This is a genomic window from Halomarina oriensis, assembly GCF_009791395.1.
GTDB lineage: Archaea > Halobacteriota > Halobacteria > Halobacteriales > Haloarculaceae > Halomarina > Halomarina oriensis.
Genome location: NZ_WSZK01000015.1, coordinates 182,251 through 204,977 on the forward strand (window position 1 = coordinate 182,251; position 22,727 = coordinate 204,977).

Below are 22,727 nucleotides of genomic sequence, written 5' to 3' on the forward strand. Positions count from 1 at the left end.
GTGGGTCGCAAGCGTGCCGGGGAGTGTGTCCTGTGTCACCGTCACTCCCCCCAGTCTTCCTCCAGTTCGGGGGCAACGTCGAGCTCGACGGGGTCGGTCGACAGCACCTCCAACTCCGCACCACAGGTCCCGCAGTCGAGTATCTCGCCGGTCTCCACGTCGTCGGGCAGGACCACGTCGGCCCCGCACTCTGGACAGGTCGTCATCGTACCTCCGTCTGGGCGGCTCAGCTACTTAATTCCATCGAACCTATCAGAGAAAATAAACTATAGAACCGTCGCTAACGGCGTCGGAAGCGGTTTCGTCGGCGGATGCGTCGTCGGTGTGTCATCGGTGTGGTAGTTCAGTTCCGGCCGAAGCCGGCGGCATGGCCCGCCGTCGCGGTGTTCGGGACGGAGCGGTCCTGTGAGCGAGGACGGTCCGGTCAGACATACGCCGTCACCTCCGCACGGAGTTCGTCGTTCGCGTCGCCGACCGCCGCCACGAGGTCTTCCAGAGCGGTCTCGTCGTCCGCGAGTCCCTCGGACACCGTGTCGAGATGTTCGGCGACCGTCTCGGGGGCGGGCCCCCCGAGCGAGTCACGCGCGGCGACGTTCGAGACGGGGTCGAGCGCGGTCTTGACGGCCGCCTCCGAGACGTACGTCGACAGCGGTTCGTCGAGCACCTCCTCGGCGGCCGCGGCCACGAGGTCGAAACTCGGCGTGCCGCCCTCCTCGGCCGCCTCCGCAGCGAGCGCCAGCACCTCGTGAGCCGTCCGGAACGGAATCCCGGACGCGGCGAGCAGGTCGGCGACACCCGTCGCCGTCGAGAACCCCTCGCCGGCCGCCGCTTCGAGTTCCGCCTCGGGCCAGTCGGCGGTGGCGACCGCACCCGCGGCCACCGCCGTCGCCTCCGTCACGGCGTCGACGCTCGCCCAGATGTGCGGCGTCGCCCGTTGCAGGTCGCGGTTGTACGCGCGTGGCAGGCCCTTCAGCGTCGTCAGCAGGCCGTTGAGCCCCGCGCTGGCGTCGCCCGCGGTCCCCCGCACGAGTTCGAGCGTGTCGGGGTTGACCTTCTGGGGCATGATCGAGGAGGTCGAGGAGTAGTCGTCCGCGAGGTCCACGAGGCCCTTGTTGGCGAAGACGAGGACGTCCTCGGCGAGTCCGGAGAGCGTCGTCGCCAGCGTGGCGAGTGCCGCCGCCGTCTCGACGAGGAAGTCCCGCGTCGCGCTGGCGTCCGTCGCGTTGTCCAGCACGCCGTCGAACCCGAGCAGTTCGGCGACGCGCTCGCGGTCGATATCGAACGTCGTCCCCGCGAACGCGGCCGCGCCGAGCGGCGACTGGTCGACACGGGCGTACGCGTCGAACAGGCGTGCCGTGTCACGGGCGAGCGCCTGCTGGTACGAACACGCCCAGTGCGCCACGGTGGTTGGCTGGGCTGGCTGGAGGTGCGTGTAGCCGGGCATCACCGTCTCGGTGTGCTCGGTGGCGACTTCGAGCAACGCCTCGCGGCAGGCGAGCGTCGCCTCGATGGCGTCGGCGAGGTCCTCGCGCAGGCGGTAGCGGATACACGTCGCCACCTCGTCGTTGCGCGAGCGGGCGGTGTGCATCTTCCCGCCCACGGGGCCGACCTGGTCGATGACCGACGTCTCGATGGCCGCGTGGATGTCCTCGCCCTCGGGGAGACCGGCGTGTTCTTCTACCTCCACCACGTCGAGCGCCTGGAGGATGGTCGCCGCCTCCGTGTCGGTGACGATGTCCTGTTCGGCCAGCATGACGACGTGGGCGCGGTCGACCGCGAGGTCGGCCTGGAAGATGCGCACGTCGGCGTCGAGCGACGAGAGGAACGACCGAGCGGGGCCGCCGCTGAAGCGCTCGCGGCGGACCACGTCCGAGTCGTTCGTTCCCGTCATCTCACTGTTCACTGCCACCGTCGGGGAGCGCCTCTGTCGTCTGTTTGGTCGCCTCCTTGGCCTTGTTCGCCAGACGCGTCTGGAACCCGTGGTACTTCGCGACGCCCGTGGCGTCCTCCTGGGCGATGCCGTCGACGGTCTCGGTGTCGAACGACGCCGCGGACTCGGAGTACGTGGCGAACTCGCTGTCGCGCCCGACCGGACGACACTGCCCGCCCTCGAACTTCAGGGTGACCGTGCCCGTCACGCGCTCCTGCGTGGTGGCGATGAACCCTTCGAGCGCGTCGACGAGCGGAGCCATCACGAGGCCCTCGTAGGCCTTCTGGGACCACTGGGCGTCGACCTGCTGTTTGAACTGGCGTTCCTCCGCAGTGAGGACGAGGCCTTCGAGTGCCTCGTGCGCTGTGAGCAGTGCGGTCGCCGCGGGGTGCTCGTAGTTCTCGCGTACCTTCAGGCCGAGCATGCGGTCTTCCATCATGTCGGTGCGGCCGACGCCGTGTTTCCCTGCGAGGTCGTTGAGCGTCTCGGTGAGTTCGACAGGGTCCATCTCTTCTCCGTTCAACGCGACTGGATACCCCTCCTCGAACGTGAGTTCGACGAGTTCGGTCTCGGCGTCTCCAGGAGTCGCGGTCCACTCGTAGATGTCCTCGGGCGGGACGTAGTTCGGGTCCTCCAGCGCGTCGCCCTCGACCGAGCGACTCCAGAGGTTCGTGTCGATGGACCAGTCGCCGCCGTTCCCGCCGTCGACCGGCAGGTCGTGTTCGGCGGCGTACTCGACCTCCCAGTCACGGGTCAAGCCGAGTTCGCGGATTGGCGCGATGACCTCCAGGTCGGAGCCACGCCAGACGGCCTCGAAGCGCAACTGGTCGTTGCCCTTCCCGGTACAGCCGTGGGCGACGGCGTCACAGCCCTCCTCGATGGCGACGTCGAGGATGGCCTGCGCGATGACGGGGCGGGCGAGCGCGGTCCCGAGCGGGTAGCCCTGGTAGTCGGCGTTGGCGCGGACGGCGTCGAAACAGAGGTCCGCGAACTCGGCTTTCGCGTCGACGACGAAGGTGTCGACGCCGAGTGCCTCGGCGGTCTCGTCGGCCTCGTCGAACTCCTCGGCGGGTTGGCCGACGTCGACGGTGACGCCGACGACTTCGTCGTAGCCGTACTCTTCTTTCAACAGCGGGACGCAGACGGTGGTGTCGAGCCCGCCGGAGAAGGCGAGCGCGACTTTCGATTTCGTGGTGTTGGACATCGGGTGTCGGGTGCGATTGCAGCGAACGCGCCGAAACCTCGGCGCTGGGCGGTTGGAAACTGGGCGACGGTCGAGGGGAGAATGTAGTTACTGGGCCAGGAGGCCCGGTCGCACCCGTCGCGGAAGGGCACCGCCCGCGGCCGGCGTGCCGGGAGAGCGGTGAGTCGTCATTACCAAACCGAAACGACGCGACCAACATAAACCTGTCTCGAACGGCAAGCACTGCACTGGCGTGTGAGCACCCCACACGGACGTTCGGGGCGTTCTTGTCCGTTCGTCCACTCACTCGGAGGGTGTACAGTCTGAACGCCCCGATTCCCGCCGATGTCGAGACGGTTGCACGGGAACTGCAGGCCGACCTCCCCGAGGGTTGTCGACCGCGCGACCGGCTCACGCTGGTCGTCAAACGGGTCGGCGAGGGCGAGACCGACCACCGGGAACTGGCTGGACGGGCGCGGGAGGCGCTCTCGGGAGCCTCGGCCAGCCACGCACGACTCGGGGGCGTCGGTACGTTCGGCGACGAGAACGGCCCCGTCGTCCACCTCCGCGTCGAGAGTCCGGACCTCGAACGCCTCCACCGTCGGCTCTGTCGGTCGTTCGACCCGGTTCCCGACATCGAGAGTGAGAACTACGTCCCGCACGTCACGCTCGGGCGTGGCGGCGACGCGGGGGCGGGTACGTCGTTCTGTGAGCGCGAGGTGGAACCGGTCGAGTGGCAGGTCTCTGACCTGCTGCTGTGGTCGAACCGCTGGCGTGAACCCGTGACGTCACTGGCGCTCGGGCGGTAGTGGACTCTAATCGAGGCGCTCCGGTCGCGGCGGTCCCCTACGGTCGCGGCGGCGACCCGTCCCACGCCTCCATATCCGAGTAGAAGTTGAGCATGGCGAACTTCAGTTTCGACGGGTCGATATCTATCTGTTCGACGCGCTCCTCGGCCGGGAACGCCTCCTTGACGCTGTACTTCTTCATCTCGCGGCGAGCGCGTTTCGTGTAGCGCTCGTCGAGCAGGATCCGCACGCCGAAGTCCGCCGGCGAGCGCACGACCCGCCCGAGCGCCTGTCGGGTCTTGCGGACCGTCGGCACCTCGACGGCGTACTGCCAGCCCACGTCCGTCCCGTCGAACGCCGTCTCGTAGGCGTCCTGCACCGCGTTCATCCGGTCGTCGAGGTGGGGGTAGGGCACGCCGACGACCACGACGGTCCGGGCGTCGTCGTCGTCGAAGCTCACCCCCTCGGCGAGGGTGCCCCACAGCGAGGTGAACAGCACGCCGTCGTCGTCAGCGGTGAACCGCTGGCGCAACTCCTCGGCGCGTTCGCCGGGCCGGTCGAGGTAGCGTGTCGCGTCGATTCCGGCCGTCCCGAGCAGGTCGTGGTAGCGCTCTGCCTCCCGATAGCTGGGGAAGAACGCGAGCGTGTTCCCCGGCGTGAATTTGACGGCGTCCGCCAGCGCCGAGGCGACCCGCGTCTGCGTGTCGCGCTCCTCGCGTTTCGAGGCGAACAGCGCCGGGATGTCCACCGCGTACGTCCGGCGGCGCTCCTCGGGGAACACCGCGCCGTACGCCATCTCGACCGGCCCGTCGGTGTCCGGGTCGTCGTTCTCGTCGCCGGCCTCGCCCAAATCGGCCCCCGACAGCCCCAGCACGTCGCCGAGCACGTCGAACGGTCGGAGCGTCGCGCTCATCAGGACGCTCGCGTGGAGTTCGTCGAACAGCGGTTCCGTGACACGACGCGGGATGCAGGTGTACAGTTCGGCGCGGCCGTAGATGGCGTCCTCGGCGGTCCCGCCGTCGGTCTGCGCCTGTCCGTTTCCGTTCGCATCGACCGCGGCCCGTTCCCCGGCATCGTCGTCGCTTCCGTTGGCGTCGAAGCGGCCCGGTTCCCGCACGGAGACGACGGGGTACTGGCCCTCCTCGTCGGAGTCGCGCAACCAGTCGTCGACGAACGTCGCCGCCTGGAGGACGCGACACTCCTTGCGGGTCCGCGTCTCACCGTCCTTGTACGCCTCGTGGTACTGCCGGTCGAGGTCCTTCCCGAGTTCCAGCGCCACGTCGAGGTCCTCGTGGATGCCCTGGCCCGTGTAGGCGTCGAGGAAGGCGAGCGTCAGGTCGTCTCGGCCCCGGTCGTTGGTGATCGAGAGGTCGTACCAGTCCTCGCCGACCTCCTCGCGTTCGCCGTAGGCCAGCGCCTCCTCGTAGGTGGTCACGAGCGCCTCCCGGAACGCGCTGACGACGTTCTCGGCCGGTTCGACGCGTGGGTCAGCGGTCTCTGCGAGTTCCGCCAGCGCGCTGTCGAGCGTCGGTTCGGCGAGCGCACGGGTCGCGTGGTCGCGGGCGGCGTCCTCGACGTTGTGCGCCTCGTCGAAGACGACGACGACGTCCTCGGGGTCCCTGCCGAGCCACCGGAAGAACTGCTCGCGGATCATCGGGTCGAGCAGGTGGTGGTAGTTACAGACCACGAGATCGACGCCCTCCATCCCCTCTTTCAGCAGTTCGTAGCCACAGAACCCCTCCTCGTGGGCGTGTTCGTAGATGTCGTCGGGCGTCCGCACGTCCTCGAACAGCCACTCGTAGAACGGGTCGGTGTCGGCGACGAGGTTCTTGCGGTAGTACTCACAGACCGACTGCTCGCGCAGTTCTTCGAGTTCGGTTTCGAGGGCCGTCATCTCGTCCATCACGGCCTGTCGGCTGGCGGTGGCTTCGTCGGCGGCCGCACCGCCCGTACCGGGCGACTCCGCGCCCTCCTGGGCTTCGTCGAGCAACTCGTCGCTCATCTCGCCCAGTTCGGCGCGGTCCTGTTCGACCTCCACGAGTTCCTTCGTGGTATCTCGAAGCGCCTGACACTCCTCGTAGCCCACGTCGATGTGACACATCGAGGACTTGCCTCGGAAGACGACGGTGCGGATGGGTTCTTTGCGGGTGATGGCGCGAGCCTCCTCGATGAACTGGCGGGTCTGCTGGTGGACGTTCGTCGTGATGACCACCGTCTTGTCCGTCCGCCGGGCGTGTTCGAGCGCGGGGACCAGCGCCGCGAGGGTCTTGCCCGTGCCACAGGCCCCCTCGAACAGCACGTCACGGCCGTCGTCGAGCGCCCCCGAGATGGAGTCCATCGCCTCTCGCTGGTGGTCGTACGGACTCCCGTACGGGAAGAATCGGAGGTACTCGGGCGACGACTGGCTCACTGGCAGTGAGTTGTGCGCCCGGCGCTAAAATCCCTCGCCCCTCGCAGTTTGGAAGGTCTCTCTCGTTCGGGTGTCGTGGCAGGAAGGTGTGAACACCTCGAAACCCCCCACCGGGACGACTCGCGCTGAGGGCTTTCGAGGAGGCGCCTCAACAACGATTCCAGGCAGGGTCTTCGTGTGGTCTGTATCGACGAACTGGGGTACAGCGAGACTCGATACTCCCGGTCAAACCTCGGGTTCGATGTACACCTTCCGCACCTGCGGTTCGCGCTCGATGATGGTGTCCTCGATGCCCGTGATGGCGTCGTCGATACCCTCCACGTCGAGGCTGTCGTCGAAGCTCACGTCGGCGGTGACGATGAGTTCCTCCGGCCCGAAGTAGACCGTCCGGAACTCGTCGATGTGCTCGACGCCCTGCCACTCGCGGATGATACTGCGAAGCTGCTCCTCCTCGTCCGACGGGAGTGACTCGCCGATGAGCAGCCGCTTGTTCTCCCACGCCAGCGCGAGCGCGAAGCCCATCAGCATCAGGCCGATGACGACCGACCCGATGGCGTCGTATACGGGGTTGCCCGTGTACCGCGAGAGGAAGATAGCCAGCATGGCGATGCCCGCCCCACCGAGCGCGATGGAGTCCTCGGTGAACGCGGTGAGGGTGGTCACGTCGCTGGTCTTGCGAAACGCCTCGCGGAGCGTCTCCCACTCGTGTTCGACCATCTGCTTCGAGAGGCCCTGATACGCCTTGTAGAGCGCCCACGTCTCGAAGATAATCGCGCCGGTGAGGACGATGTAGTTGACCCAGACGCTCGGAATCTGTGCGCCGACGACTGGAAGGGTCACGCTCCCCGTCGCCACCTCGCCACCGTGCATGATGGCGTGGTAGCCGTGTTTCAGCGACTCCCAGCCGGCGATGCCGAACAGGAGGACGGCGACGAGAAAGGAGTAGAAGAACTGTGCCTTGCCGTACCCGAAGGGGTGGCTCTGGTCGGCCTCGCGGCCGCTGTAGCGGATGCCGAACAGGAGGAACACCTGGTTGCCCGTGTCGGAGATGGAGTGGTACGTCTCCGAGAGCATGGAGGGACTCTGGGTGAGGAGGTAGCCCCCGAACTTCATCACGGCAATCGCCCCGTTGGCGATGAGCGCGGCGAGAACGACCGACTTGCTGCTTGCCATCGTCTCACCGTTCCGGGGGGACGGCAAAGAGTTACCGGAGATTGATGTAGCGGGCCGTCGCAGTCGCCGTATGATTACGGTGGTCTCCGACACACACGGCCGAGACGGACACCGACTGACGGGTCGTACGCTCGACGCCGTCCGCGAGGCCGACCACGTCCTCCACGCGGGCGACTTCAACACCGAGGCGGTCCTCGACGCCTTCCGGGAGGAGGCAGCGTCGTTCCACGGCGTCCACGGGAACAACGACACACCGGGCGTCCGCGAACGCCTGCCTCGCCGACGAACGGTCGACTTCGGCGACCTCCGTATCGCCATGGTCCACGGCCACGAACACACCGACACGTCGCTGGCACTCTACGGGAGACAGGAGAACGCCGACCTCGTCGTCGTCGGCCACTCACACCGACCCGACTTCCGGTCCGTCGCCGACGTGCCGGTGTTGAACCCCGGCAGCCACGCCGAACCGCGCCGCTATCACCGAGCGCACGCCGAACTCGAACACGACCCGCTCCGGGGCCGCCTCGTCCAGCCGGACGGAACGGAGCTCTCCCGGTTCGAGGTGTAGCGTGACCGCTCTCCGAGAGCGGTGAAAGCATGGGAGGGAGGGCTGAGTCCGGTTCGGGGACCGGGGGAGGACCGAAGCTGCATCCGACACGACGTGCCCCGACAGCTTATACACGACCGAGGCTCAAATGGGCGTTTGACCGATAAGCGGTGCGGGCGTCGATGGGCGTCGGAACCGCCGTCTCGCCGTCCGTGGCGGTGGCCACAGGATGCCACACCCCTCGCGGACCCCGAAACACCTTTGGCCACGACTGTGCGAGCACAGGTATGTTCATCGAGGTCAGTCTGGGGATGCTCATCATCCTGGGCGGCGTGATGGCCGTCATCCTCGCGCTCTACTTCATGTTCCGCCGGACCCTCCTGGCGTTCAACGAGGGCGTCAACGAGCGTCGCTGACGTCGCCCCGTCGCTCCCCGGCTATCGCTCGCGGAGTCTGTCGAGCGCCGTCTCCACGTCCTCGCGCGAGACGTCCCAGTGGGTGACGAACCGGACGAGGTGGTCGTCGAACGGGACACCGAGCACGCCCGCCTCCGCACACTCCTCTAAGAACGCCTCGGCGGAGTCGTCGGTCGCTCCCAGCACGATGTTCGTCTCCGGCGTGTAGGGCGTGACGCCGGGGATGGCTTCCAACCCCTCGGCCAACAGCGCGGCGTGTTCGTGGTCCTCGGCCAGTCGCTCGACGTTCTCCAGTGCGAGCAGTCCCGGCCCGGCGACGATACCCGCCTGGCGCATCCCGCCGCCGAACAGTTTGCGCACCCGCCGAGCCTTCTCGACGAACGCCTCGCTCCCGGCGAGCATCGACCCGACGGGCGCGCCCAGTCCCTTCGAGAGACACATCATCGTGGAGTCGACCTCGTGGGTGAGTCGATGCAGCGGGCTGTCGAGCGCCACCGAGGCGTTGGCGAGTCGTGCGCCGTCGAGGTGGACCGGCACCCCGAGGTCGTGGGCCGCGTCCGCGACGGCGTCGATATCGGTCGGGGCGATGGCCGTCCCGCCCTTCGAGTTGTGGGTGTCTTCGAGACAGACCAGTCCCGTCCCGGGGCGGTGTCCGTCGGCTTCGACGTACGCTTCGTGGACCTGTGCGGGCGATATCACACCGCGGTCGTCGCCGTCGACGGGGCGAACCTGCAACCCCGCGTGCTGTGCGAACCCACCCAACTCCCACTTGTAGACGTGGCTCTCGCGTTCGACGATGGCCTCCTCGCCGCGCTCGGTGTGGACGCGGGCCGCTATCTGGTTGCCCATCGTCCCCGAGGGGACGTAGAGCGACGCCTCGAACCCCAGCAGGTCCGCGACCCGCGATTCGAGGTCGTTGACCGTCGGGTCCTCGCGGTAGACGTCGTCACCGACGGGCGCGTCGCGTGCGGCCTCGCGCATCGCGTCGCTCGGTCGGGTCACCGTGTCACTCCGCATGTCGATGGGTCGCTCCTCGCTCATGGTCCGTGCTACCGGGCCGGTGGGCAAATACGCCGTGGTCCGGCGGCGGGTCGTGACGGCCACCCTCGACGGTCCGGCGGTTCCGAAAGCCGTTTTGACTCCCCCGAGGAGGTCGACACATGGACCCACGCATTCGGGAACACGCACAGATCGTCGTCGAGCACTCCACCGAGATGGAAGCCGGCGACAACGTCGTCATCGACGCCCACCCCGTCAGCGAGGACCTCGTGACGGCGCTTCACGAGGCCATCGCGGACGTCGGCGCGAACCCGCTGGTCATCCAGGAGCGCCTCGGCGAACGCTTCAAGCGCGCGTACCTCCGTAACCACGACGGCGAGTTCGACGACGAGGCCTTCCCGGACCACGTGATGGCGCTCTACGAGGCGATGGACGTCTACATCGCCGTCCGCGCCTCGGACAACGCGACCCAGACCGCAGACGTCGACCCCGAGACGAACCAGGCGTACAACCAGCTCACCCAGCCCATCCTCGAAGAACGACTGGGCAAGACCTGGTGTCTCACGCAGTACCCCGCCGCCGCCAACGCCCAGCTCGCCGAGATGTCCACCGACGGCTACGAGAACTTCGTCTGGGACGCCATCAACCGCGACTGGGACGAGGTCCGCGAGTTCCAGGCCGAGATGGTCGAGATTCTCGACGACGCCAGCGAGGTGCGCATCGTCTCCGGCGAGACCACCGACGTCACGATGAGCGTCGAGGGGATGCACACGCTCAACGACTTCGGCGAGGCCAACCTCCCCGGCGGCGAGGTGTTCACCGCGCCCGTCCCCGACAGCGTCGAGGGCGAGGTGTTCTTCGACAAGCCCGTCTACCAGCAGGGCCGCGAGATTACGGACGTTCGCGTCGTCTTCGAGGGCGGCGAGATCGTCGAGTACGAGGCCGGCAAGAACGAGGAGGTACTCGACAACATCCTCAACACCGACGAGGGGGCGCGTCGCCTCGGCGAACTCGGCATCGGCATGAACCGCGCCATCGACCAGTTCACCTACAACATGCTGTTCGACGAGAAGATGGGCGACACCGTCCACATGGCCGTCGGCCGCGCCTACGACGCCTGCGTGGGGGAGGGACAGGAGACCAACGAGTCCGCGGTCCACGTCGACATGATCGTCGACATGAGCGAGGATTCGTACATCGAGGTCGACGGCGAAGTGGTCCAGCGCAACGGCACGTTCCGGTTCGAGGACGGGTTCGAGGGGTAGCGAGGCACGAGTGAAACGAGCGCCTCGGGACATCCGAACGGTGAACGAAGTGAGCCGTGAGGAGAGCGAGGATTTCGGTTCGCTCAACCCTCGCCTACTGAGCGGTGAGTGTTAGCGAACCGTGAAGACGGATTCGGGAAGTAGCGAGATTCTCGTTCCTTTCGGTCACTCCGAACCACGGGAATCCGAGCGGTGACCGCAGGGAGCCGCGAGGACGGTCCGTAGCCCGACCGCGGTTCCAGCCTATCGCGTCTCCTCGGTGATCCACGCCAGAAACTCGTCGGTGCCACCGATTTCTGAGTAGGTGATTCCCGGCAGGTCGTCGCTGTGGAGGTCCCGAACGAGGTCACAGAGCGCCTCGAAGTGCTCCTCGACGGTGAACGCCCGGACCGTCCAGTACTCCTCGTCGTACACCGTTCCTTCCCAGTGGTAGTGACTCGGCCCGCCCGAGAGACGCGTCCCCGCGGCGAGTCGCTCCTCGACGATGGCTCTGGAGATACGTTCGGCTTCGCGTTCGCCCGGCGCGCCGATGTCGACGGCGACGTGCGTCATGCGGACGGTTCGGCCGGGCGCATGGTGAGTCTACCGCCGGACGTCACTCCCCGTCGTCTTCGGCGTCCGACTCCTCGGCGCTGCTCAGCCCGTCGTCGCCGCGGTCCAGCGCCCGCTCGACGTCGTGGTGGTCGGAGTAGCCGTCGAACCACCGGACGGTGCGTTCGAGGCGGTCGACGACGTGCGACGGTTCGCCCGAACGCGACAGTTCGTGGCCCTCGCGCGGGTAGCGTACGAGACGCGTGTCGACGCCCTGCTTTCGCAAGAACAGGTAGAGCATCTCGCCGTTGTTGACGGGGACGCGGTAGTCGTCGTCGGCGTGCATCACGAGCGTCGGCGTCGTCACGTCCTCGACGTGGGCGACGGGGGAGTGCTCCCAGAGGAACTCGGGGTCCTCCCACGGCGTCGTCGAGAAGTCCATCTCTATCAGTTGGAACGCGTCGGTCGACCCGTAGAACGACGAGAGGTCGTAGACGCCGCGCTGGGCGACCGCACCCGCAAAGCGGTCGGAGTGGCCCACTATCCACGCGGTCATGTAGCCGCCGAAGGAGCCACCCGTGACGAACTGGGCGTCCTCGTCGACGCCGTACTCCTCGCAGACGACGTCCGCACCGGCGAACACGTCCTGCATCGTCACGTCACCCCAGTCCCGGTCGATGCCCATCGCGTGGTCCTCGCCGTAGCCCGTCGACCCCCGTGGATTGCACCAGAAGACGACGTAGCCCCGCGCCGCGAGCAACTGGAACTCGTGGAACATCGTCCCCGAGGTGGACCACATGACGTGAGGACCGCCGTGAATCTCGACGGCGAGCGGGTACTCCTCGTCCGGGTCGTAGTCGGGCGGGGTCAGCACCCAGCCCTGCACGTCGTTCTCATCAGACGTGAACCAGAACTCCTCGGGTTCCTGGACGTCACGCTCGGCGAGCAGGTCGGCGTTCACCTCGCTGAGTCTCGTCGTGTCCCCATCGACGAGCGAGAACACGTCCCCGCGGTGGTCCCACTCCGAGCGCGTGAACGCGACGCGACCGTCCTGCACGGACAGCCCCGAGAGTTCGCCCTCGCTCACGAGTACGTCGCAGTCGGCGTCGTCCTCGATGGCCGCGCGACGGGCCACGAGGGCCCCCTCGTCCGGCGTCAGGAAGTACAGCAGGTCGCCGTCGAACTGGAACCCGGCGGGCGCGACGGTGCGGTCGAGTGCGCCGGTGGGCGTGACCGTCTCGCCCGTCTCGCGGTCGATTACCTCCAGTTCGGTCTGACGCATGGCGGCCTTCTCCTCGGGCGTCCGGGGGTACGCCACCAGACCGTCTTCGGTGGCCGCGATGGTCGCCACCCACCCCGTCGTCCGGACGAGTGTCTCCGCCTCGCCGCTGGAGAGGTCCAGCGCGTCGATATCGTAGACGATGGAGTCGTCGGGGTCCTCGTCGCGGTTGACCGCGTAGTAGAGCGTGTCACTGTCCCCGAACTCGGGGGCCGAGAAGTCGAACTCGCCGTCGGTGTGGCGGGTGACGTCCCCCTCGGACTCCTCGCCGGCGTGGCCCACCGTCACCGTGTAGAGATGCGAGCGCAGGCCGTCGAAGTACTGTGTCCCGGCGCGGTAGACGGTTCGGTCGATGACCCGCGGGTCCGGGGCCTCGCGTTCGTACTCGGGGGCCTCGCTCGCGTCCAGGTCCAACTCCTTGTCGCGTTCCTCGGCGGTCGCACGTTGGACGAACGCGACGTGTTCCCCGTGGGGCGACCACGCGATGGAGCCGACGCCGCCGACCACGTCGGTCACCTGCCGGGCCTCACCGCCGTCGGTCGGGAGCACCCACAACTGGGGCGTGTCGGCGTCGCCGCGTGCGCTCGTGAAGGCGAGGCGGTCCCCCGACGGCGACCAGCGCGGTTCGCCGTCGCTGCCCTCCTCGGCGGTGAACTGACGGGGCGGGCCGTCGCCGGCGGCCGAGACGACGTACACCGTCGTCTCGTACTCGTCGTCGTCGGTTGGCTCCTTCCGGACGAACGCCACCCGCTCGCCATCCGGCGAGAGTCGCGGGTCGGTCACCTGCACGATGTCGTGATAGTCCGACGCCTCGAATCGCTCCATGGTAGCGTGGGTCGAACCGGGATGCCCTGTACGCTTCGGTCGCCGGTTGCGGGCCGGGGAGCGGACGACCGGACGACACGCGCAAGCCTCAAGCGTTTGCCCTCGTAGAACCGGTAGATGAATCGGCAGGTCCGCATCGCCGTCCGGGGCGCGGTGTCGGAGGCACTCGTGGCGCGACTCACCGACGGCGAGTTCGTCGTGGACGGCGACGGTGACGTCGACTGCGTGGTGGCGACACTGGACGCACTGAACGACCGAACGGAACCGACCGCCGACGACCGGGACCGTATCGGCGGGCGTCGGCCGGGTCGGACGCCCGTCGTCGCGCTCTCCCCGGAAGCGTCCGCGCAGGCCGCCGCACTCGATGCGGGTGCCGACCGCTGTGTGACGCTCACCGAACGGTCGGCGACGGACGCGCGGAACGTCGCTGCCGCGGTGCGACACGTCGTCGACCCGACCGACTACGACCGACTCGTCCACGAGTCGCTGGACGCGCTGGCGGACTTCTTCTTCCTGTTCGACACGGAGATGCGACTGCTCGTCTGGAACGACGCCGTCCGCGAGGTGACCGGCTACTCCGACGCCGAACTCGCGGAGATGAACCCGCTCGACCTCATCAGCGAGGAGGACGTGGTCGAGGTTGCGACCGCCATCCAGCGTGCCATCGGTGAGGGCCGGGCGACCGAGGAGGGCGACATCCTGACGAAAGACGGCGAGCGCATCCCCTACGAGTTCACCGGCACCGCGCTGACCGACGCCGACGGAGACATCCTCGGTGTCTCCGGCATCGGGCGCGACGTGAGCGAGCGCTACCGCCGCGAGCGGACGCTCGAACGACAGGCGGAGTCCCTGGAGACGCTCAACCGCATCAACGAGGTCATCCGGAACGTCAACCAGGACCTCGTCCGCGCCCAGACCCGCGAGGACGTCGAACGGGCCGTGGTCGACCGGTTGGCCGCCGAGTCGGGCTATCGGTTCGCGTGGGTCGGCGAGTACGAGGCCGGATGCGACCGGGTCGTGCCCCGGACCTGGGCGGGCGAGTGCGACACGCCGTTCGAGACCGACGACGACGAACGACAGACGGCCGAGGACGCCGCGGCCACCGTCGCCGTCCACGAGGGGTCGATGCAGGTGACACACCCGTCGGCCACCGACACGGTCGAACCGCTCGGCGGGCACGAGGTGGCGGCGGTGGCCGCCGTCCCTCTCGTCTACCGGGGGGTGACCTACGGCGTCCTCTGTGTCTACGCCGACCGCTCGGACGCCTTCGACGGGACGGAGCGAGCGGTGTTCCGCGAACTCGGGGAGACCATCGCCTACGCCATCGGGGCGGCCGAACGCCGGCGGGCGCTGGTCGCCGATACGGTCGTCGAACTGGAACTGGTCGTCGACGAGGTCGACGGCATCCCGCAGGCGGCGACCACCGTGGACGCCGCAGTGTCGTTCCGGGGGGCCGTCCCCGAGAGCGGCGAGTCGCTCTCGCAGTTCTACCGCATCGACGGCGACATCGACGGCGTCGTCGAGGCGGTTCCCGACGGCACCGACCTCTCGGTCGTCCGAACCGACGACGACGGCGGCGTCGTGCGCGTGACCGGTGACGGCTCGTTCAGCAGTCTCTTCGCGGACTACGGCGGGACCATCAGTCGCGTCCACGTCGAGGACGGAGGGTTCAGACTCGTCGCGGTGTTCCCCCAGCGGACCGACGTCAGGAGCGTCCTCGACGCCGTCCGCGAACGCCTTCCGAGTGCGAAACTGGTCGCACGGCGCGAGCGCGAACGGAGCGACGGCGTGGAGTCGGCGGCCGCGTTGACCGACCGCCAACTGACCGTCCTCACGACGGCTTACCACCTCGGCTTCTTCGACTCGCCGCGGGCGAACACCGGCGGCGAGGTGGCAGAGGAACTTGGCATCTCGACGCCGACGTTCCACGAACACATCCGTATCGCCGAGCGGAAACTCGTCGAGGCGTTCCTGACGGCTGACGACACCGGGGACGAGCGGCCACGCTGAACGCCGGGAGACCGGAACCGTCGACCCACCCGGTCGTGGTACGTCCCGACACACCAGAGATGTTAGTACCGACGCTCATTGTCACGCGGTCCGTCGACACGGACGAGACGACCCGCCGACACGACCGTCACGGACTCGGGCCGACCAAGGCCCACCGGCGAGTCGCTTCTTCGTTCGTCGGCATTGGTTGAATTATTCCGATACCGGTTCGTTTTTAACTTACGTGTACGTCATCCATCGCATGTCACGCGATACGGGACGTGATGACACGCACCGCGACGGGAGTGACCGGACTGCGAGCAGACGGTCTGTGCTGGCGGCGGCGGGCGCACTCGGGGCGAGTGTCGCCCTGCCGTACACGAGCGGCCGGGCGAGCGCCGGGTTGGGGGACCTCGTCGACGACACGCTCGACACCGCGAGCGACGCGCTTCAGGAGACGCTCGTCGTCTTCGAGTCGAACGCCGACGTGGGTCTGCTCGACCGCCTCTCGCTGACCGACGGCTTCCTCGCACTCGACGTGCTGCCGGTCGGCTACGCGCTGTTGACCGGACCACAGATCGAGGAGGTGGCCGGGTGGGAGGCCGTTCGCTACGTCGAGGCCAACCGCGAGTTGGACTACCACAACGCCGACGCCCGCGAGGTGACGGGGGTCTCCGGCGTACGGAACGACCTCGGCTACGACGGGTCGTCGGTCCACACGGCCGTCATCGACTCCGGCGTCGCCGGCAGTCACCCGGACCTCGACCACGCCGTCGAGAACAACTACCGCTGGGTGGGCAACCCGCTGGGTGAGCCGACGCTGTGGGTGCCCGTCGGCGGCCTCGACTCCGACGACATCGGCCACGGGACCCACTGCTCCGGCACCATCGCGGGCGACGGCACGCGGTCCGACGGCGAGGACGCCGGGATGGCCCCCGGTGCGTCGCTGACCGTCTACTCCTCGGGGGCGGCGGTCTCCATCCTGAAAGCGGCCGCCGCGTTCGACCACCTGCTGGCGAACCACGCCGACGAGGTGAGCGTCGTCTCGAACTCCTACGGCGCGGCCAGCGCGGACGACTACAACCCCGACGGGGCGCTCCAGACCGCGACGTGGGAGACGTTCGACGCCGGTCTCCTGCCGGTGTTCTCGGCGGGGAACAGCGGCCCCGGCAACGACACGCTCAACGACTACGCGAAGGCCCCACACGTGCTCTCGGTCGCCGCGACGGACGACCAGCGAGCGGTCACGGACTTCTCCTCGCGCGGGCGTGCGGCGTCGACCGGCGCGAACTACGACCGGGAGACCGCACTCGACAACCTCCGGGCGTACTACGATTCGGGGAGCGCCAGCGGACCGGTCGGTCTCTACCGCAACGGCGTCGGCGCGCCGGGCAACCAGGTCACTTCGACGATGTCGCCGCTGGACGTGCTGAACGTGCAGGGCGGGGACACCGACCTCTACTACGCCACCATCTCGGGCACCTCCATGTCCTGTCCGGTCGTCAGCGGGACGGCGACCCTGCTTATCGACGCCGCCCAGCAGGAGGGCCACGGAACGCCCGCACCCATCGACGTGTTGAACACGCTCGAAGCGACCGCGTACGAGGCGGTGGACGGCCACAACCCGGCGAACATCGGGGCTGGCTTCATCGACGCCGAGGCGGCCGTCCAGCGTGCGGCCAACGGGAACGTCGCCGGCTTCGGCGACGTGACGCTCACCCAGCCCTGAGCGGGTCCCGACAGGCGTCGGGGACGGCCCTCTCGGGACCGTCCGCCGTCGCTCCCGTCGAGAGTCGTCTCAGGTTCTGGTCTCCGGTGGGTGTTCGCGTGCGCCGAGTCGCATCCGGTAGTAGTCGTCGTAGCAGTGACCGACCGAGGAGACGGCGAGGACGACGCCGAGGAACAGCGACCACGAGAGCGGCGAGACGAGCGTGAACGGCGGGAGACCGACCGCGGCAGCACCGAAGCAGACGAACGACAGCGCCGAGAGACCGAGATAGTAGAGCCCCCACGGGACGGTCCACGGCGGGAGTACGTCCACGTAGAAGTTCGTCGACGCGGTCTGCCGGGAGAGTCCCACGACTCCGCGCCGGGAGTCGTAGTCCACGAACCCGCCGTCGTTCATCTTCGGCAGGTGGAACTGGTGGAGCGCGTTCTGGACACGTTTCCGGTCGGTGTAGTCCAACTGGGTCACCTCGACCTCGTTCTCCCAGGCGGCGACGTGTTCGGCGAGGTCCCGGAGGTCGGTCTCCCGACCCAGCCACTTCAGGTAGTGGATGACGTACCGCCGCCGGCGGTTGCTCAACACGTCGAGTACCGCCTCCCGTTCGAACGGCCGTTCCTCGTCGTCCGCCACCCCACGGGCGGCGATGGTAGCTCTCGTCATACGCATCGTCTGAGCCGGGCGAGTCGCACATGTATAGATATTGACAGCCGAGGCCGACTCACGCCGGCTCCCGGAACGTCAATACCGAGCCCGAATCCTCGATGGCTCCGTATTGGTTTCACCGGTAGTGCGTCCGAACGACCGTAAACCGTCTCTTCTCGGTTCACGGGGTCGCTATTCGAGCGGTGACCGAGCGCTAGAGACGGCCGTTCGAACTCGTAGGCCGAGTATTGAGCCACGAATCGGAGCCCGAACCGACCGAACACGTCCTCTGTCGGCGGGGCTGTCGGTGTATATCGACGTAGGTAGCGCCGAACGTCTGATTCGTCCGCCGACGAGCGGGCAGAAGACACATGCAACGACGAAAGTTCCTACTCGGTGCCGGCTCACTCGCAGCCGGCGCGGCAGCGGCGATGGGTACCGGCGCGTTCACGCACACGGCAGCACGGCGGGGCGCGAGTTTCAAGATAGCGACCGACGAGAACGCGTTCCTCCAGTTGACCGCACCGAACACACTGGAGAACGGGGAGTACGCCGACGACTCCACCGAGAGCGTCCTCCCTGGAGACCAGCTCACGCTCACCTTCGACGAGAACGCGGAAGTGACCGGAACCGGTCTGAACGCCGATGCACAGCAGTGGTTCGACGAGGTGTTCCAGATAGCGAACCACGGGACCAAGAGCGTCAACGTGTTCGTAGACGACGACGAACTGACGCACTCCGACCGTATCGTCTTCTACACGGGCGACACCGACGGCGAACCGGTCCTGGAGAACCCCGACGAGGGGTTCTCGCTCAGCGGGTACTCACCCTCGGCAGAGGGACCGTTCTCGGCGGACGACGACGAGACGGCTGTGAACAACGACCCCGGTTCGTACTGGGTCACGCTGGGACCGGGTGACGCCGTCGCCATCGGCGTCTACGTCGACACGAGGGACCTCGAGACGGTGCAGGACCTCACCCCCACCGACGAGGAGGTCGTCATCAAGGCCGAAGGATGACCCGATAGCCCGTCGCCCAGCGACGGCACGGAGCGCGTTCACTCCGACGCAGTCGGTCTCACACTTCTCCGACGAGCGGTCCTCGACGGGCCCTTCACCGTCGAGACATCGTTCGCCGGTCGACGCGCCACTACGGTGAGCAAAGCCTTTACCGACGTCGTCGCGTATCTCCGCTCAACGATGGTACTCGACAATCTCGGTAGCTCTCTCCGGGGCACCCTGAACCAGCTTCAGGGCAAATCCCGCCTCTCGGAGGAGGACGTCGCCGCGGTGGTCAAGGAGATACAACGTTCGCTCATCGAGGCCGACGTGGACATCGCGCTGGTGCAGGACCTCTCGGACTCGATTCGGGAGCGAGCGCTCGAGGAGGAACCACCCGCCGGCACGACGGCCCGCGACCACGTCCTCAAGATCGTCTACGAGGAGATGGTCGCACTGGTCGGCGACTCCACCGACCTCCCGCTCGAATCCCAGACCATCCTCCTCGCGGGGCTTCAGGGGTCGGGGAAGACCACCAGCGCCGCGAAGATGGCGTGGTGGTTCTCGACGAAGGGCCTCCGCCCCGCGGTCATCCAGACCGACACGTTCCGACCCGGCGCGTACGAGCAGTCCCGCCAGATGTGTGAACGCGCGGAGGTCGACTTCTACGGCGACCCCGACGAGGAGGACCCCGTCGAAATCGTTCGCAAGGGGTTCGAGGAGACCGCAGACGCCGACGTCCGCATCGTCGACACCTCCGGGCGCTCCGGCCTGAACGAGGAACTCATCGAGGAACTGAAAGAGATCGAGGGGTTCGCGGCCCCCGACCGCAACCTGCTCGTCCTCGACGCCGCCATCGGGCAGGGCGCGAAAGACCAGGCCCGCGCGTTCGGTGACGCGGTCGGTATCGACGGCGTCGTCATCACGAAACTCGACGGGACGGCACAGGGTGGTGGTGCGCTCGCCGCCATCAACGAGACGGACTCCTCTATCGCGTTCCTCGGGACCGGTGAGACCGTCCAAGACATCGAGCGCTTCGAGCCCAACGGCTTCATCTCCCGACTGCTCGGGATGGGCGACCTCAAGCAGTTGGCCGAGCGCGTCGAGCGGGCCATGCAGACCACCGACGGCGAGGACGACTGGGACCCCGAGGACATGATGCAGGGCAACTTCACCCTGTACGACATGCGCAAGCAGATGCAGGCGATGAACAACATGGGCCCGCTCGAACAGGTGATGGACATGATTCCGGGCTTCGGCGGCGGCCTCATGGACCAGTTGCCCGACGACGCGATGGACGTCACGAAGTCGCGGATGCTCGACTTCGAGGTCATCATGGACTCGATGACCGAAGAGGAGTTGGAGAACCCACGCGTCGTCGGCGCCGAACGCACCGAACGCATCGCCCGCGGGTCGGGCAAGAGCACCGAGCGCATCCAGGAACTGCTCGAACAGCACCAGATGATGGAGCGGATGATCAAACAGTTCCAGGGGATGGGCGACGGCGACATGCAGCGCATGATGAAACGGATGGAACAGCAGGGCGGCGGTGGCGGCGGGATGGGCGGGATGCCGCCGTTCGGCGACTGAGGTTCTACTGTAGCGGGGCCACGACAGCGGTGTGACGGTAGTACCGAACGCCGCAGAAGCCCTCGTACGCCCGGGTCGATGCTCTCCGTTGCGCCCTTCGTCCGTTTCCCGCGCTCCAGTGCTTCCGTCGAGCGTCGTTTCCCCGAGCGTACTCGCCGTTGTCCACCAAGGACCGCACCGTCCCCGGCTTTCACGCGCCGTTGAGCACCGCCACCACGTCCGCGAGGACCGACGAATCCTCGACGGTGTGGGGACCGGAGAGCGGCGAGACGCTGACCGCCCCCTCGACGATGGCGTGCCGGTCGCTGTCGACGGGGTAGGTGTCGCCGTGGGCGTCGAGGTCCGGATACGCCTCCTCGCGGCCGTCGGCGCTCGCCCAGAACGTGTCGACGAGGTGGTGGGCGTCGCCGTCGGCCTCGACGGTCGTGTCGTAGTCGGCGGAGGGTCGGGTGACGCGCATCGTCGGCATCGTCTCGGGGCGGCCCGTCGGGGCGTTCAGGTTGAGCACGTCGACGCCCTCGAACACGTCGGCCTCGCAGGCCCGTTCGACCAACCGGCGGGCCACGTCGGCCGGCCCGGAGAAGTCGAACGCCTGCGGCGGGTGCGGGAAGAACTCCTCGGGGTGGTACGCCGAGACGGCGACGGCGGGGACGCCGAGGAACCCGGCCTCCATCGCGGCACCGACCGTCCCCGACCGGCCGAGAACGTACGCGCCGACGTTCGGGCCGTGGTTGCACCCGGAGACGACGAGGTCGAACTCCCGGTCCAGTCCACGGAGACCGTAGGCGACACAGTCGGCGGGCGTCCCCGTGACCGCGACGGCGTCCTCCCGGTCGGAGACGGCGACGGTCCGCGAGCGGGCACGGCCGACGCCGCTCCGGTCGGTGGCGGGAGCGACCACCGTCACCTCGCCGAGCGTCGAGAGGGCGGCACGGAGAGCGGCCAGACCGGGGCTCTCGACCCCGTCGTCGTTCGTCAGGAGGAAGTTCATCGCGCCCTCCCGTCGAGGAGAGCGACCTGACTCGTCATACGACACGGTTCGTGTCGGTTACAAAATCGGTGTCGTTCCGTGGTCGGTGCGTCGATTGCTTCGGCTGACGAATCGTCCCGAGCGGTTCGTCGACCCGTCCCGGCGGGCGGTTCCGACCGCAGTCGGCTTTTTGTCGCCGGCGCGCATCGACTCGCCCGATGACCGTCGGCGACGTCGCACGTGAGGCCTACCGCGAAGGACTGCCGGCGCTGTCCGCGAGCGCCGTCGGCGGCCTCCTGGCGGGCGTCGCGCTCAGCGGGATGCGCGCCGAGTTCGACGCCGTCGCCGGCTTGCTGGTACTCGTTCCGGCCCTGCTGGCGACCCGCGGGAACGTCTACGGGTCGCTCGGCGCACGCATCGCCACCGCGCTCCACCAGGGACTGGTCGAACCGCGACTCCGTGGGAGCGACGAACGACTCCGCGCGGCCGTCCTCGCCGCGCTCGGCAACGGCGTTATCGCCAGCGGCTTCTCCGCCGTCGTCGCGTGGGGAGCGCTCGTCGCGCTCGCCGCCCCGCACACCAGTCTGCTCGCCCTGACGAGCATCGCCGTCCTCGCCGCGTTCCTCTCGGGTATCGTGCTGGCCGTCGTCGTCGTCGTCGTCGTGTTCGGCGGGTTCCGACGCGGCATGAACCCCGACACGCTCGTCGGCCCCATCGTCACGACTGCGGGCGACGTCTTCGGCGTCCTGTTCCTCTGGCTGTCGGTTCAACTCGTCACCGGAGGGATCTGACGTGGCGACGGAGTGGACCGTCCGGGCCATCACGCGGGCGACGCTCCCCATCCTGCTCGTGTTGACGCTCGTCGCCGTCGCCAGCGGCCTCGTCCTCGGCGGGTTCGAGGAGACGCTCTTGGAGTACCCGTCGTTGCTCGTACTCGTCCCGGTCACCATCGGCTCTGCGGGAAACCTCGGGAGCGTGCTGGCGTCGCGGCTCTCGACGGCGTTCCACCTCGGGACGCTCTCGTTCGGGGCCGACGAGACGCTGCTGGGCAACGCGATCGCCACCGTCGCGCTGTCGCTGACCGTCTTCCCCGTCATCGGGGCCGGTGCGTGGCTCCTCACGTCGCTCCTGACCGAGAGCGGCCTGACGTTCACGACGGTGCTCGTCGTCGCCGTCGTCTCCGGTGCCGTCCTCGCGGTGCTGGCGGTGCTCGTCACCGTCACGACGGCCTACGCCGCCTACCAGTTGGAACTGGACCCCGACGACGTGGTCATCCCCGTCGTCACGAACACCTGCGACGTGCTCGGCGTGCTCGTGCTGTTCGCCGTCGTGCAGGTGGTCGTCTGAACGACGGGACCGCCCCGTGCTCGCCGGCGGGTCCTCCCCGCTCGAACCTCGTGGTCTCGCTCGCTACGCTCGTTCCGACTCACGGCGCTCGGCACGCTTCGCCGTTCGGTCCGGCGGCC

The 22,727-nt window shown here is 68.0% G+C and carries 20 protein-coding genes; 10 read left to right on the forward strand and 10 right to left on the reverse strand.

Annotated features, from left to right (window positions below; genetic code table 11):
• Window positions 1-41: 41 nt before the first annotated feature.
• From lysW to GQS65_RS07520, 3 genes are all read right to left on the reverse strand, one after another.
• A complete protein-coding gene (gene lysW / locus GQS65_RS07510; RefSeq protein WP_158204031.1) occupies window positions 42-206 on the reverse strand; it encodes a lysine biosynthesis protein LysW in 165 nt (54 codons plus the stop codon).
• Between the two features lie 218 nt (window positions 207-424).
• The gene (gene argH / locus GQS65_RS07515) at window positions 425-1,891 is read right to left on the reverse strand and encodes an argininosuccinate lyase (protein WP_158204032.1); all 1,467 of its coding nucleotides are present in this window, start codon (window positions 1,889-1,891) and stop codon (window positions 425-427) included.
• Window position 1,892: 1 nt separating this feature from the next.
• Window positions 1,893-3,134, reverse strand: coding sequence for an argininosuccinate synthase (locus GQS65_RS07520; RefSeq protein WP_158204033.1), 1,242 nt, complete (start codon window positions 3,132-3,134; stop codon window positions 1,893-1,895).
• A gap of 293 nt (window positions 3,135-3,427) precedes the next feature.
• Here GQS65_RS07520 and GQS65_RS07525 point away from each other — a divergent pair, with 293 nt between their 5' ends.
• Window positions 3,428-3,922: a 2'-5' RNA ligase family protein gene (locus tag GQS65_RS07525; RefSeq protein ID WP_158204034.1), complete on the forward strand. Its 495-nt coding sequence runs from the start codon at window positions 3,428-3,430 to the stop codon at window positions 3,920-3,922.
• 37 nt (window positions 3,923-3,959) lie between these two features.
• On the opposite strand, the gene GQS65_RS07530 is transcribed toward GQS65_RS07525, so the two are convergent.
• Together GQS65_RS07530 and GQS65_RS07535 are read right to left on the reverse strand one after the other, a co-directional pair.
• Entirely contained in the window at window positions 3,960-6,311 is a 2,352-nt protein-coding gene (locus GQS65_RS07530; RefSeq protein ID WP_368279942.1) for a helicase C-terminal domain-containing protein, read from the reverse strand.
• A gap of 225 nt (window positions 6,312-6,536) precedes the next feature.
• Window positions 6,537-7,484, reverse strand: coding sequence for a cation diffusion facilitator family transporter (locus GQS65_RS07535; RefSeq protein WP_158204035.1), 948 nt, complete (start codon window positions 7,482-7,484; stop codon window positions 6,537-6,539).
• Window positions 7,485-7,554: 70 nt separating this feature from the next.
• On the opposite strand from GQS65_RS07535, the gene GQS65_RS07540 reads away from it, so the two are divergent.
• Window positions 7,555-8,052: a metallophosphoesterase gene (locus GQS65_RS07540; protein ID WP_158204036.1), complete on the forward strand. Its 498-nt coding sequence runs from the start codon at window positions 7,555-7,557 to the stop codon at window positions 8,050-8,052.
• Between the two features lie 266 nt (window positions 8,053-8,318).
• A complete protein-coding gene (locus tag GQS65_RS21875) occupies window positions 8,319-8,447 on the forward strand; it encodes a hypothetical protein (protein ID WP_267902895.1) in 129 nt (42 codons plus the stop codon).
• 21 nt (window positions 8,448-8,468) lie between these two features.
• Here GQS65_RS21875 and GQS65_RS07545 read toward each other — a convergent pair whose 3' ends face one another.
• A complete protein-coding gene (locus tag GQS65_RS07545) occupies window positions 8,469-9,488 on the reverse strand; it encodes a threonine aldolase family protein (RefSeq protein ID WP_158204037.1) in 1,020 nt (339 codons plus the stop codon).
• Between the two features lie 119 nt (window positions 9,489-9,607).
• Here GQS65_RS07545 and GQS65_RS07550 point away from each other — a divergent pair, with 119 nt between their 5' ends.
• Window positions 9,608-10,711 (forward strand): aminopeptidase, encoded by a 1,104-nt coding sequence (locus GQS65_RS07550; protein ID WP_158204038.1) that lies wholly within the window; start codon window positions 9,608-9,610, stop codon window positions 10,709-10,711.
• A gap of 243 nt (window positions 10,712-10,954) precedes the next feature.
• Here the strand turns inward: GQS65_RS07550 and cutA are convergent, their stop codons facing one another.
• On the reverse strand, window positions 10,955-11,263 hold the full coding sequence (gene cutA, locus GQS65_RS07555; RefSeq protein WP_158204039.1) for a divalent-cation tolerance protein CutA: 309 nt from the start codon (window positions 11,261-11,263) through the stop codon (window positions 10,955-10,957).
• Window positions 11,264-11,306: 43 nt separating this feature from the next.
• A complete protein-coding gene (locus tag GQS65_RS07560; protein ID WP_158204040.1) occupies window positions 11,307-13,346 on the reverse strand; it encodes a S9 family peptidase in 2,040 nt (679 codons plus the stop codon).
• A 117-nt stretch (window positions 13,347-13,463) separates the two neighbouring features.
• On the opposite strand from GQS65_RS07560, the gene GQS65_RS07565 reads away from it, so the two are divergent.
• Both GQS65_RS07565 and GQS65_RS07570 read left to right on the forward strand, forming a co-directional pair.
• Window positions 13,464-15,356 (forward strand): bacterio-opsin activator domain-containing protein, encoded by a 1,893-nt coding sequence (locus tag GQS65_RS07565; protein ID WP_158204041.1) that lies wholly within the window; start codon window positions 13,464-13,466, stop codon window positions 15,354-15,356.
• A 241-nt stretch (window positions 15,357-15,597) separates the two neighbouring features.
• On the forward strand, window positions 15,598-17,064 hold the full coding sequence (locus tag GQS65_RS07570; protein ID WP_158204042.1) for a S8 family serine peptidase: 1,467 nt from the start codon (window positions 15,598-15,600) through the stop codon (window positions 17,062-17,064).
• A 69-nt stretch (window positions 17,065-17,133) separates the two neighbouring features.
• Here GQS65_RS07570 and GQS65_RS07575 read toward each other — a convergent pair whose 3' ends face one another.
• The gene (locus GQS65_RS07575; RefSeq protein WP_158204043.1) at window positions 17,134-17,727 is read right to left on the reverse strand and encodes a DUF7344 domain-containing protein; all 594 of its coding nucleotides are present in this window, start codon (window positions 17,725-17,727) and stop codon (window positions 17,134-17,136) included.
• 347 nt (window positions 17,728-18,074) lie between these two features.
• On the opposite strand from GQS65_RS07575, the gene GQS65_RS07580 reads away from it, so the two are divergent.
• A complete protein-coding gene (locus tag GQS65_RS07580) occupies window positions 18,075-18,722 on the forward strand; it encodes a hypothetical protein (protein ID WP_158204044.1) in 648 nt (215 codons plus the stop codon).
• Window positions 18,723-18,902: 180 nt separating this feature from the next.
• Complete coding sequence (locus tag GQS65_RS07585) at window positions 18,903-20,291, forward strand: signal recognition particle protein Srp54 (RefSeq protein WP_158204045.1); 1,389 nt, start codon at window positions 18,903-18,905, stop codon at window positions 20,289-20,291.
• A gap of 190 nt (window positions 20,292-20,481) precedes the next feature.
• Here the strand turns inward: GQS65_RS07585 and surE are convergent, their stop codons facing one another.
• Window positions 20,482-21,282, reverse strand: a complete 801-nt coding sequence (gene surE / locus GQS65_RS07590) for a 5'/3'-nucleotidase SurE (protein WP_158204046.1) — start codon at window positions 21,280-21,282, stop codon at window positions 20,482-20,484.
• A gap of 197 nt (window positions 21,283-21,479) precedes the next feature.
• Between surE and GQS65_RS07595 the strand changes: the two genes are divergently transcribed.
• Both GQS65_RS07595 and GQS65_RS07600 read left to right on the forward strand, forming a co-directional pair.
• Complete coding sequence (locus GQS65_RS07595) at window positions 21,480-22,052, forward strand: magnesium transporter (RefSeq protein WP_158204047.1); 573 nt, start codon at window positions 21,480-21,482, stop codon at window positions 22,050-22,052.
• 1 nt (window position 22,053) lies between these two features.
• Complete coding sequence (locus GQS65_RS07600; RefSeq protein ID WP_368279944.1) at window positions 22,054-22,608, forward strand: magnesium transporter; 555 nt, start codon at window positions 22,054-22,056, stop codon at window positions 22,606-22,608.
• Window positions 22,609-22,727 lie beyond the last annotated feature (119 nt).

Coding starts and splice junctions, on each gene's coding strand:
- GQS65_RS07535 (WP_158204035.1), bottom strand. CDS start 7,484: ATGGCAAGCAGCAAGTCGGTCGTTCTCGCCGCGCTCATCGCCAACGGG.
- lysW (WP_158204031.1), bottom strand. CDS start 206: ATGACGACCTGTCCAGAGTGCGGGGCCGACGTGGTCCTGCCCGACGAC.
- surE (WP_158204046.1), bottom strand. CDS start 21,282: ATGAACTTCCTCCTGACGAACGACGACGGGGTCGAGAGCCCCGGTCTG.
- GQS65_RS07520 (WP_158204033.1), bottom strand. CDS start 3,134: ATGTCCAACACCACGAAATCGAAAGTCGCGCTCGCCTTCTCCGGCGGG.
- cutA (WP_158204039.1), bottom strand. CDS start 11,263: ATGACGCACGTCGCCGTCGACATCGGCGCGCCGGGCGAACGCGAAGCC.
- GQS65_RS07550 (WP_158204038.1), top strand. CDS start 9,608: ATGGACCCACGCATTCGGGAACACGCACAGATCGTCGTCGAGCACTCC.
- GQS65_RS21875 (WP_267902895.1), top strand. CDS start 8,319: ATGTTCATCGAGGTCAGTCTGGGGATGCTCATCATCCTGGGCGGCGTG.
- GQS65_RS07540 (WP_158204036.1), top strand. CDS start 7,555: ATGATTACGGTGGTCTCCGACACACACGGCCGAGACGGACACCGACTG.
- argH (WP_158204032.1), bottom strand. CDS start 1,891: ATGACGGGAACGAACGACTCGGACGTGGTCCGCCGCGAGCGCTTCAGC.
- GQS65_RS07575 (WP_158204043.1), bottom strand. CDS start 17,727: ATGCGTATGACGAGAGCTACCATCGCCGCCCGTGGGGTGGCGGACGAC.
- GQS65_RS07545 (WP_158204037.1), bottom strand. CDS start 9,488: ATGAGCGAGGAGCGACCCATCGACATGCGGAGTGACACGGTGACCCGA.
- GQS65_RS07580 (WP_158204044.1), top strand. CDS start 18,075: ATGCAACGACGAAAGTTCCTACTCGGTGCCGGCTCACTCGCAGCCGGC.
- GQS65_RS07595 (WP_158204047.1), top strand. CDS start 21,480: ATGACCGTCGGCGACGTCGCACGTGAGGCCTACCGCGAAGGACTGCCG.
- GQS65_RS07570 (WP_158204042.1), top strand. CDS start 15,598: ATGTCACGCGATACGGGACGTGATGACACGCACCGCGACGGGAGTGAC.
- GQS65_RS07585 (WP_158204045.1), top strand. CDS start 18,903: ATGGTACTCGACAATCTCGGTAGCTCTCTCCGGGGCACCCTGAACCAG.
- GQS65_RS07560 (WP_158204040.1), bottom strand. CDS start 13,346: ATGGAGCGATTCGAGGCGTCGGACTATCACGACATCGTGCAGGTGACC.
- GQS65_RS07565 (WP_158204041.1), top strand. CDS start 13,464: ATGAATCGGCAGGTCCGCATCGCCGTCCGGGGCGCGGTGTCGGAGGCA.